This window comes from Gracilimonas sp., assembly GCF_035704785.1.
Lineage (GTDB): Bacteria > Bacteroidota > Rhodothermia > Balneolales > Balneolaceae > Gracilimonas.
The window spans coordinates 1-10661 of record NZ_DASSWP010000212.1 but is presented as its reverse complement, the minus strand read 5'-3'; the positions used below and the strand labels follow the sequence as shown (position 1 = coordinate 10661).

Here is a 10661-nt window from a genome sequence, read left to right as displayed (position 1 = left end):
GGAGATGGTAATGCCGGGCGACAATGTGAAGTTAGAAGTAGAACTTATCCAGCCGGTAGCGATGGAAGAAGGGTTACGCTTTGCGATACGCGAAGGTGGCCGTACTGTGGGCGCCGGAGTGGTAACTAAAATCTTAGATTAGTAAATACCTGAAATAAAGGCCAGTGCAAAGAGCAGTTGGTTAGCCGGCTGCTCTTGTGCGCTTTACACGGGTGTAGCTCAGTTGGCAGAGCACTGGTCTCCAAAACCAGGTGTCGGGAGTTCGAGTCTCTCCACCCGTGCAGAATTAATTAAAAATATGAGTAAGATTAATAATTTTTTTGATGGTGTTGTAAAGGAGTTTAAGAAAGTTTCCTGGCCGACCCAAAAAGAGCTGATTGATAACACGATAATAGTAGTTGTATTCACAATTATTGTTTCGTTGTTCATTTTTGGTGTAGACCAAATGTACAGCACAATTTTAGAAGCTATTTATAATTAATAATGAGCAAAGAACTAACACATGATTGGTATGTGGTCCGCTGCTTTTCCAGTCATGAAAAAAAGGTTAAAGAGTTTCTTGAGCGCGAAATTGAAGAGCAGGGTTTAGAGGATAAGATCCACGAGATCTTGATTCCTACTGAAACAGTGATTGAGGTTCGTGCCGGCAAGAAGCGTACCAGGGAGAAAAATTTCTTTCCCGGTTACATCCTTTTAAAAACTCATTATGATGAAGAAGTAAACAATTTAATACAAAGTGCACCATCTTGCCTTGGTTTTTTAAAGGTAGGAAAGAATGTAACGGTGCCAACTCCATTAAAAGAGCACGAAGTCAAGCGCATCATTGGACGAGTGCAAGATAGTGGAGATGATTTACGGAACATTGAAATTCCGTATAGCGAGGGAGACCTGGTTAAAGTGATATCCGGTCCGTTCAAAGATTTTGACGGAACCGTTCAGGAAGTGAATCCTGAAAAACTAAAACTGCGAGTTATGGTAAGTATTTTTGGCCGTAAAACTCCTGTTGAAGTGGATGTTAACCAAGTTGAATCCGCAACCTAAAGAACCTAGTTGATGCACACTAGCTATTACGCAAAATAAACAGAAGTTATTAATTATAGGATCCTGAGAATCCATGGCTAAAAAAGTTGAGAAAATCCTGAAGCTTCAGATTGTTGGGGGGCAGGCAAACCCTGCGCCACCTGTAGGACCGGCACTCGGTCAGGCAGGAATCAATATTATGGAGTTTTGTAAAGCCTTTAATGCTAAGACTCAGGACAAGGCCGGAACTGTTGTTCCTGTTGAGATCACGGTTTATGCTGATAAGTCTTTTTCATTTAAAACAAAGACTCCACCAGCACCTGTTCTTCTCAAGAAAGCAGCGAAAATCAAGTCCGGATCTGGTGAGCCAAACCGAATTAAAGTAGGTATGGTCACTTGGAGCCAATGCAAAGAAATTGCACAAGAAAAGATGGAAGACTTAAATGCGTTTGACATTGAAGCTGGTGCAGAAATGGTTGCAGGAACGGCTCGCAGTATGGGTCTTAGAGTAAATCGCGAAAAGTAAGGAAATTGTGATCATGGCAAAAAGAGGAAAAAAATATCAACAGGCTGTGGCACTCGTGAATCCCGAGGTGGAATACACTTTGGAAGAAGCGTGCGATCTGGTTAAAAAAACATCAAACAGAAACTTCGATGCCTCAGTGGATATTGATATCCGTTTGGGTGTTGATCCGCGTCACGCAGACCAAATGGTCCGTGGCACCGTGAGCTTGCCTCATGGTACAGGAAAAGAAGTTCGTGTGCTTGCACTCGTAAATGAGAGTAAGCAAGATGAAGCTAGAGAAGCTGGTGCCGACCATGTTGGTCTTGATGATTACATCACGAAAATTGAAGAAGGGTGGACCGATATCGACGTGATTATCGCAACCCCTGACGTAATGGGTAAACTCGGTAAGCTGGGGCGCTTTTTAGGGCCCCGCGGACTGATGCCTAACCCTAAAAGTGGAACCGTAACAATGGATGTGGCCGATGCTGTGAAAACAGTAAAAGCCGGACAGATTGATTTCCGAGTTGATAAAGCCGGAATCCTGCATACATCTGTTGGTAAAATAAGTTTTAGCGCAAGCGATCTGAAAGAAAATACAGAAGCATTCTTTAAGACCGTAATGAGCTTAAGACCGGCTTCCGCAAAAGGACTGTACGTGAGAAGTGTTTTCATGAGCAGTACAATGGGACCAAGCATCCCGTTAAGCAGAACCGCAGTAACATCCCTATAATAGGAGGAATTAAATTATGCCTACTGCAGAAAAGCAAGCAGTTTTAGACGAAATTACCGAAAAGCTGGAAAGCTCTAGTGCTCTTTATATCACTAATTATTCCGGTATGTCGGTACCTGAAGTTAATGAACTGCGTGGTGCATTTCGTAAGGGAGATATTCGCTTCAAAGTATATAAGAACAAGCTCGTGAAGCTCGCAATGGAAAAGGTTGGTGGATATGATGATGTCATCCCATCTCTTGTGGAGCAGAACGCTTTTGCTTTTGTAGAAGAAGAATTATCTGCACCTGCCAAGGTATTGAAAGATTTTATCAAGGATAAAAATAAGCCACAGTTTAAAGCTGCGATCGTAGACGGAGACTTCTACGGAGCAGATAAACTGGACGTTCTGGCAGCTATGAAGTCTAAGAACGAAATTATTGGCGATATCCTTGGTCTGTTAATGGCCCCGCTATCAAATGTAGTTGGAGCACTTAACTCACAAGGATCTAACCTTGTTGGTGCCGTTAAAACCATCGCTGAAAAAGGCGAAGAATAACCCTTATTACACAACTAGAATTTTTTATATCAAAACAACTGGAGAATAAAAATGGCTGACGTTAAAGATTTAGCTGAACAGCTTGTCAACCTGACAATTAAAGAAGCAAACGAACTTGCCAAAGTTCTTGAAGAAGAATACGATATCAAACCTGCTCAAGCTGCTGTTGCAGTAGCTGGACCTGCCGGTGGCGGAGACGCTGCGGGTGGTGGTGAAGAGCAAACTGAGTTTGACGTAGTTCTGAAAAGTGCTGGTGCGAAGAAAATCGCGGTTATCAAAGAAGTACGCGGAATCACCGGTCTTGGGCTGAAAGAAGCCAAAGAATTGGTTGACGGAGCTCCTGGAACTGTGAAAGAAGCTGTGTCGAAAGATGAAGCTGAGCAGATTAAAGGCAAGCTTGAAGAAGCTGGCGCCGAAGTAGAGCTTAAGTAACTTATACTTACAAATTCGTTGGTAGCCAATGCCGTGAAAACGGTATTGGCTATTGGCGTCTATATAATTTAACCCCAATTGCCTTGGGGTTTACCCGTATTATTTACCTTCAATCTAAGAGGAGAGGTTCCTTTTGAGCAAGAAGATGCAAACTATTCCGAACACGGAACGCTTATCGTTTGGTAAAACCAAACATGTACTGGATTACCCGGATTTTCTGGATATCCAATTAGAGTCATTTGAAAACTTTGTACAACTTGATATTGCTCCTAATGAGAGACAAAATCAAGGTCTGCAACGAATATTTAATGAAAACTTTCCTATACAGGATACCAGGGAGACACACATCCTCGAATTTCTGTATTTCAATGTGGATGTACCAAGATACACTGAAGCAGAATGTCAGGATCGCGGATTAACTTATTCGGTTCCACTTAAAGCAAAATTGAGACTATCATCTGTTGATGATAGCGATGAAGCCAGTGAAACCATTGAGCAGGAAGTATTTTTGGGAGACCTGCCCTGGATGACAAACCGAGGAACGTTTATTGTAAACGGAGCTGAGCGAGTTATTGTAAGTCAGCTTCACCGCTCACCCGGTGTTTTCTTTGGACAAAATGTCCATCCAAACGGCACTCAATTATATTCTGCCAGAGTTATTCCATTCAAGGGATCATGGATCGAGTTTACCACAGATATTCGTGACGTACTTTGGGCCTATATCGACCGTAAGAAGAAAGTTCCGGCCACTACTCTTTTAAGAGCACTTGGATTCTCCTCAGATATTGAATTACTTAGTCTTTTTGAGATCTCTGAAGAAATTAAGTTTGGTAAAAAAGCTGATTACAATAAAAAATTAGTAGGCAAAAGGCTTGCTGAAAATATTGTTGTAGAAAGCATGGAAGAAGTTGTGGATGATGAGACGGGTGAAGTAACCGAAGCTCTGAATCGACAGATCATTTTTGAAAGGGATCATGAATTAACGGAAGATGATTTCGGATCACTCAAAGACGCTGAAGTAGAAAAAGTTCTGGTTCAGAAGATCAGCGCAGAGGAATCTGAGAGATCTGTTATAATGAATACTCTTCGTAAAGATCCTACTTATGATGAGTCTTCTGCTCTTGGAGAAATTTATCAGCAGATCAGATCGGGTGAAATGCCGGATCCTGAAACTGCACGCTCTATATTAGAACGATTGTTCTTCAGTGACAAGAAATATGATCTTGGTGAAGTTGGAAGATACCGACTGAACAAGCGACTGAAGATGGATCAGGAGAATACACTTCAATATCTGACTAAAGAAGATATTGTAGCTATTGTTAAGGAAGTGATCCGATTGAAGAACATGAAATCTCAGGTTGATGATATTGATCACTTGAGTAACCGACGTGTACGTACTGTAGGCGAACAGCTGGGACAGCAATTTGCGATTGGTTTAGCCCGAATGGCACGAACTATTCGTGAGAGAATGAACTCTCGTGATGCTGAGCAGCTTACACCTCAAGATCTTGTGAATGCCCGTACCATCTCAAGTGTGATCAACACTTTCTTTGGTACCAATCAGCTTTCTCAGTTTATGGATCAAACGAATCCAATTGCTGAGTTGACTCACAAGCGACGTATGTCTGCTTTAGGTCCTGGTGGTTTGACACGTGAACGAGCCGGATTTGAGGTTCGTGATGTTCACTATACTCACTATGGCCGACTTTGTCCGATTGAAACACCTGAGGGCCCAAACATTGGTTTGATCTCCTCCTTGTGTGTGCACGCAAAAGTAAATGACTTTGGATTCATTGAAACACCTTACCGAAAAGTGAAAGACGGTAAGGTTTCAAAAGATGTTGAATACTTAGCGGCTGAACAGGAAGATGAGACCGTTATTGCTCAGGCGAATGCCGAGATCGATGATAAGGGCATGTTCCAGACGGAAGCTATCTTCTCAAGAACACGTGAAGGTAACTATCTGCGTGTGAAGCCGGAAGAAATTGAATATATGGATGTTGCGACAAACCAGATCACATCTCTGGCCGCAGCATTAATTCCATTTATTGAACATGATGATGCTAACCGTGCCTTGATGGGCTCGAACATGCAGCGTCAGGCTGTTCCGCTTTTAAGACCGGAAGCACCTGTTGTAGGTACCGGGCTTGAGCAAAGAGCAGCACGTGATTCAAGAGCTATCATAACTGCGGACTCCGATGGTGAAGTTGTATATGTAAGTGCAAATGAGATAAGAGTTAAGTACAACCGTACCGAAGATGAGCAAAACTGCTATTTCGACGGCGGGGTTAAATCGTACAATCTTACAAAATTTGTTCGAACTAACCAGGACACAACCATTAACCAGCGTCCTGTAGTTAAGATCGGTGACAAGGTTAAAGCGGGACAAGCTCTTGCTGACGGTTGCTCTACCGATAAAGGTGAGCTCGCTCTTGGCCGTAACCTGCTTGTAGCATTTATGCCATGGCGCGGTTACAACTTTGAGGATGCGATCGTAGTAAGTGAGCGTATTGTTCAGGAAGATATTTACACTTCCATTCACGTAACGGAATTCGAGCAACAAGTTCGAGATACAAAACGTGGCGAAGAAGAATTGACTCGTGAAATTCCCAATGTAAGTGAGGAAGCAACTTCTGACCTTGACGAGCGTGGAATTATCCGAATAGGTGCCAAGATCCAGCATGGTGATATCCTGGTTGGTAAGATCACTCCGAAAGGAGAAACAGATCCTACTCCGGAAGAGAAATTACTCCGTGCGATCTTTGGTGATAAAGCCGGTGATGTGAAAGATGCATCATTGAAAGTACCGCCAAGTGTTGAAGGAACGGTAATTGATACCAAGCTTTTCAGCCGTAAGCGTGATGAGCTTATTTCCCGTAAAGAGGAGAAAAAACGCGTTGAGCAGGAAGAAGAACGTCATGCACAAAAAGTTGCTGAATTGAATCAGCAATGGGCAGACAAAATGTATTCTCTGCTTCGCGATAAAACTTCTCCCGGTGTTCTGAACTACAGCAACGTAGAGCTGATCCCTAAAGGCGAGAAATACAAGAAATCAGTATTTGAAGAAATTGACCCGGTAAACATCAACGAAAACATTGACTGGGCCACCGATGGTGAGCTTGTGAAGATGGTGAAGAAGTTGTTTGCCAATTACCGTGAGCTTCGTCGTGAAATCGATACCGAAGCCAAACGTCGTAAATTTGCCATCCAGGTTGGAGATGAACTTCCGCCCGGCATCATCCAGAAAGCTAAAGTTTATGTTGCGAAAAAACGTAAGCTGAAAGTGGGTGATAAGATGGCCGGCCGTCACGGTAATAAAGGTGTGGTTGCTAAGATCGTACCAGCCGAAGACATGCCGTTCATGGAAGATGGCACCCCGGTAGACATTTGTCTTAACCCGTTGGGTGTACCTTCTCGTATGAACCTTGGACAGATTTACGAAACCATCCTCGGATGGGCAGCTAAGAAAATGGGCGTTACTTTTGCATCCCCTATTTTCGACGGTGCTTCCATGGATGAAGTAAGAGAAAAATTAAGAGAAGCCGGGTTACCTGAAGACGGTCGTGTAAATCTTTATGACGGTCGCACAGGTGAGCCATTTGCACAGAAAACAACGGTAGGTTACATCTACATGTTGAAACTGAATCACTTGATTCAGGACAAAATGCATGCTCGCTCTATTGGACCATACTCACTCATTACGCAGCAGCCATTGGGCGGTAAAGCTCAGTTTGGTGGTCAGCGTCTTGGAGAGATGGAGGTTTGGGCACTGTATGCTTATGGTGCTTCCAGCATCCTGAAAGAAATGCTCACTGTAAAAAGTGATGACGTAAAAGGGCGCTCTAAAGTGTATGAGGCCATCGTTAAAGGTGAGAACCTGCCCGATGGAGACGTGCCTGAATCATTCAAGGTATTACTACGAGAGCTTATGGGTCTCGGCCTTGAAATGCACATTGAATAATTTCACTGTTAATAATTTGGAGGAACATCCTTGCCAGTAACTAAGACATTAACAGTCACCAAAGACTTCGATAGCATTGGGGTATCCCTTGCTTCCGCAGAGACGATTTTATCTCGTTCTCACGGTGAGGTCTTGACGCCTGAAACAATAAATTATAGAACCTTTAAGCCGGAAATGGACGGTCTTTTCTGTGAAAAGATCTTCGGTCCGGTTAAAGATTACGAATGCCATTGTGGTAAATACAAGCGTATCCGCTATAAAGGTATCATCTGCGACCGTTGCGGTGTGGAAGTTACCCGGAAAGCTGTACGCCGTGAGCGAATGGGGCATATTACCCTTACCGTTCCTGTAGTACACATTTGGTACTTCAAATCACTTCCAAACAAGATCGCTTACCTGCTTGGGACTTCTTCCAAGAACCTGGATAAGATTGTGTATTACGAGACTTTCGTGATCATAAATCCTGGTGTTGCGCGTGACCTCGGTTATGCTCAGGGTGATCAGATTTCTGAAGAAGAGAAGTGGGACATTTTAGAACAACTGCCCGAAGACAATCAGGAATTGGACAACGATGATGATGATAAATTCATCGTTAAAGAAGGAGCGGATGCGTTACAAGCACTTCTTGCTGACCTTGACCTGGATGAATTAGCTTATCAGTTGCGCTATGAAGTGAAGCACGAAACTTCACAAATGCGTAAGAAGAAAAAGCTTAAGCGCCTTCAGGTAATTGAATCATTCCGTGCCGCGAACAAGCACACTGAAAACCGTCCTGAATGGATGGTCCAGGGTGTAATTCCAGTGATTCCACCGGAATTGCGACCATTGGTACCTTTGGAAGGTGGCCGATTTGCGACTTCGGATCTGAATGATCTTTATCGACGTGTGATCATCCGTAACAATCGTCTGAAACGATTGATCGATATCAAAGCTCCTGATGTGATTCTCCGTAACGAGAAACGTATGTTGCAGGAAGCGGTTGATTCACTCTACGATAACTCAAGAAAATCAAACGCAGTACGAAACAACAACCGTCCGCTTAAATCACTTTCAGATATGCTGAAAGGTAAGAGTGGCCGTTTCCGTCAAAACCTTCTTGGTAAGCGTGTTGACTATTCCGGCCGTTCTGTAATTGTGGTAGGCCCCGAGCTGAAAATGCACGAATGTGGTCTTCCAAAAGAAATGGCGGTTGAGCTCTACAAACCTTTCATTATTCGTCGCTTGATAGAGCGTGGATATGTGAAAACGGTCAAGAGCGCCAAGAAAGTAGTTGACCGACGTGATGCCGTTGTATGGGAAGTGCTTGAAAATGTAATTGACGGCCACCCCGTACTTCTTAACCGTGCCCCAACATTGCACAGGTTAGGTATTCAGGCATTCCAGCCGGTACTTATTGAAGAGAAAGCCATCCGGCTTCACCCACTCGCATGTACAGCGTTTAACGCTGACTTTGACGGTGATCAGATGGCCGTTCACCTTCCATTGAGCCACGATGCTGTTGTTGAAGCATCCGTGCTGATGTTAGGTTCTCACAACATTTTAGCTCCTGCCAACGGTGGCCCGATCGCGGTTCCATCGCAGGATATGATTTTGGGTCTGTATTATCTCACCAAGCCTGATGATGGACGTAAAGGCGAAGGCAAAACATTCTCTTCTCCGGAAGAGGTATTGATCGCCTTCGATCAGGGACAAATTGATAGTCATGCCAAGATCAATGTTCGAATTCCTGTTATAAATGAGGAAGGGGAGGCAGAATACGAAGTTGTAAAAACTTCAACCGGACGAGTGATATTCAATGAGATCACCCCTAAGGAAATTCCATTCATCAATAAGACCCTTGGTAAAAAAGAACTGAGAAATCTTATCGGTGAAATTCATGGCATAGTAGGAACGGCTAAAACAGCCAAGTTCCTTGATGATATGAAGAGGTTAGGATATGAAGAAGCCACTATTGGTGGACTTTCATTCAGCCTTGATGATATCATCATACCTGATGCCAAAGGAGAATTGATCAATAAAGCCAAAGACGAAGTAACGGATGTGCAAGGCCGTTACGAGATGGGCTTTATTACAGATAATGAACGTTATAACCAGGTAATTGATAAGTGGACAAGTACCACTAACCGTGTATCTGAAACGCTTTTCACAGCACTTCAAAACGACCGTAACGGATTCAATCCCGTTTATATGATGGCCGATTCCGGTGCCCGTGGTTCTAAAGAGCAGATCCGACAGTTGGGTGGTATGCGTGGACTGATGGCTAAGCCTCAGAAAAGCTCCATGCAGCAGGGTAATGAAGTTATTGAAAACCCGATCCTTTCTTCTTTCAAAGAGGGACTGACGGTTCTTGAGTACTTTATTTCTACTCACGGTGCGCGTAAAGGACTTGCCGATACCGCTCTGAAAACCGCCGATGCCGGTTACCTGACTCGCCGTTTAGTTGATGTGTCACAGGATGTGATCATTAACGAAAGAGATTGCGGTACCCTTCGAGGTATTAAGATGACGGCTCTGAAAGACAATGAGGATATCATTGAAAGTCTTGAAGATCGTATTCTTGGTCGTGTATCATTGCATGCTATTTATGATCCGATCTCGGATGATCAGATCTGCGAAGAAAATCAGATCATTGATGAAACAGTAGCGCAGAAGATCGCTGAAACTTCCATTGATGAAGTTGAGATCCGTTCCGTATTGACTTGTGAAACTCCACGCGGAGTATGTGCCAAGTGTTATGGAAGAGATCTTGCCCGTGGTACTCTTGTTGAGAAAGGTGAAGCGGTAGGTGTTATCGCAGCTCAATCAATTGGAGAGCCGGGTACACAGCTTACGCTTCGTACCTTCCACGTTGGTGGTACTGCTTCTCGTTTAGAGGCTGAATCTCAGCATAAGACCAAGTTTGAAGGTAAAGTAGAATTTGAAAACGTCCGCGTTGTGGTTTACAACGATGGCGAAGAAGACCACAACGTTGTTCTGTCACGTGCCGGTGAAGTTAAGATCGTGAACGATGAAGGAACAATATTGATCACCTACAACATCCCTTATGGTTCTGAGATGTTGGTTGAAGATGGCGATATGGTACCAAAAGGAGCAGTGCTCTGTAAGTGGGATCCATACAATGCCCTGATCTTCTCTGAAATTGACGGTAAGGTTGAATTCAAAGATATCATCGACGGAGTTACTTCTTCTGATGATACCGATGCTCAAACCGGTCACCGTGAAAAAGTAATTACAGATTCCAAAGATCGCTCGCTGGTACCAACCATCATGATCAAAGGAACTAAAGACCGAATCCGCGAAAGTACACTTCCTGTTGATACCCATATTGTGGTAGAAGACGGCGATAAAGTGGAAGCCGGTCAGGTAATCGCCAAGATCCCGCGTGTTGCTTCTAAATCGAAGGATATCACCGCCGGTCTGCCGCGTATTACTGAACTGTTTGAAGCACGTTCGCCAAGTGAACCTGCCGTTG

8 protein-coding genes, 1 tRNA gene and 1 pseudogene are annotated in these 10661 nt (G+C 43.8%); all 10 read left to right on the top strand.

Translation table 11 applies throughout. From position 1 onward, the window contains the following. Positions 1-142, top strand: a pseudogene (gene tuf / locus VFM80_RS12210) (elongation factor Tu); the annotation flags it as partial. Between the two features lie 66 nt (positions 143-208). Further along, positions 209-281 (top strand) — tRNA-Trp (locus VFM80_RS12205). Positions 282-298: 17 nt separating this feature from the next. Beyond that, a complete protein-coding gene (secE, locus tag VFM80_RS12200; RefSeq protein WP_395072107.1) occupies positions 299-481 on the top strand; it encodes a preprotein translocase subunit SecE in 183 nt (60 codons plus the stop codon). Between the two features lie 2 nt (positions 482-483). After that, positions 484-1041 (top strand): transcription termination/antitermination protein NusG, encoded by a 558-nt coding sequence (nusG, locus tag VFM80_RS12195; protein ID WP_395072106.1) that lies wholly within the window; start codon positions 484-486, stop codon positions 1039-1041. A 73-nt stretch (positions 1042-1114) separates the two neighbouring features. Next, positions 1115-1546 (top strand): 50S ribosomal protein L11, encoded by a 432-nt coding sequence (rplK, locus tag VFM80_RS12190; RefSeq protein WP_395072105.1) that lies wholly within the window; start codon positions 1115-1117, stop codon positions 1544-1546. A gap of 13 nt (positions 1547-1559) precedes the next feature. Continuing rightward, on the top strand, positions 1560-2258 hold the full coding sequence (gene rplA, locus VFM80_RS12185; protein WP_395072104.1) for a 50S ribosomal protein L1: 699 nt from the start codon (positions 1560-1562) through the stop codon (positions 2256-2258). A 16-nt stretch (positions 2259-2274) separates the two neighbouring features. Further along, positions 2275-2796, top strand: a complete 522-nt coding sequence (gene rplJ / locus VFM80_RS12180; protein WP_395072103.1) for a 50S ribosomal protein L10 — start codon at positions 2275-2277, stop codon at positions 2794-2796. Between the two features lie 51 nt (positions 2797-2847). Beyond that, positions 2848-3228: a 50S ribosomal protein L7/L12 gene (gene rplL / locus VFM80_RS12175; RefSeq protein WP_395072102.1), complete on the top strand. Its 381-nt coding sequence runs from the start codon at positions 2848-2850 to the stop codon at positions 3226-3228. 145 nt (positions 3229-3373) lie between these two features. Next, complete coding sequence (rpoB, locus tag VFM80_RS12170; protein WP_395072108.1) at positions 3374-7189, top strand: DNA-directed RNA polymerase subunit beta; 3816 nt, start codon at positions 3374-3376, stop codon at positions 7187-7189. A 30-nt stretch (positions 7190-7219) separates the two neighbouring features. Beyond that, positions 7220-10661, top strand: a 3442-nt coding sequence (gene rpoC / locus VFM80_RS12165) for a DNA-directed RNA polymerase subunit beta' (RefSeq protein WP_395072101.1), incomplete at its 3' end; no start/stop codon positions are given.

Excerpts from the sequence above, each read along its gene's own strand:
- rplJ (WP_395072103.1), top strand. The coding sequence starts at position 2,275 with ATGCCTACTGCAGAAAAGCAAGCAGTTTTAGACGAAATTACCGAAAAG.
- rplL (WP_395072102.1), top strand. The coding sequence starts at position 2,848 with ATGGCTGACGTTAAAGATTTAGCTGAACAGCTTGTCAACCTGACAATT.
- rpoB (WP_395072108.1), top strand. The coding sequence starts at position 3,374 with ATGCAAACTATTCCGAACACGGAACGCTTATCGTTTGGTAAAACCAAA.
- nusG (WP_395072106.1), top strand. The coding sequence starts at position 484 with ATGAGCAAAGAACTAACACATGATTGGTATGTGGTCCGCTGCTTTTCC.
- secE (WP_395072107.1), top strand. The coding sequence starts at position 299 with ATGAGTAAGATTAATAATTTTTTTGATGGTGTTGTAAAGGAGTTTAAG.
- rplA (WP_395072104.1), top strand. The coding sequence starts at position 1,560 with ATGGCAAAAAGAGGAAAAAAATATCAACAGGCTGTGGCACTCGTGAAT.
- rplK (WP_395072105.1), top strand. The coding sequence starts at position 1,115 with ATGGCTAAAAAAGTTGAGAAAATCCTGAAGCTTCAGATTGTTGGGGGG.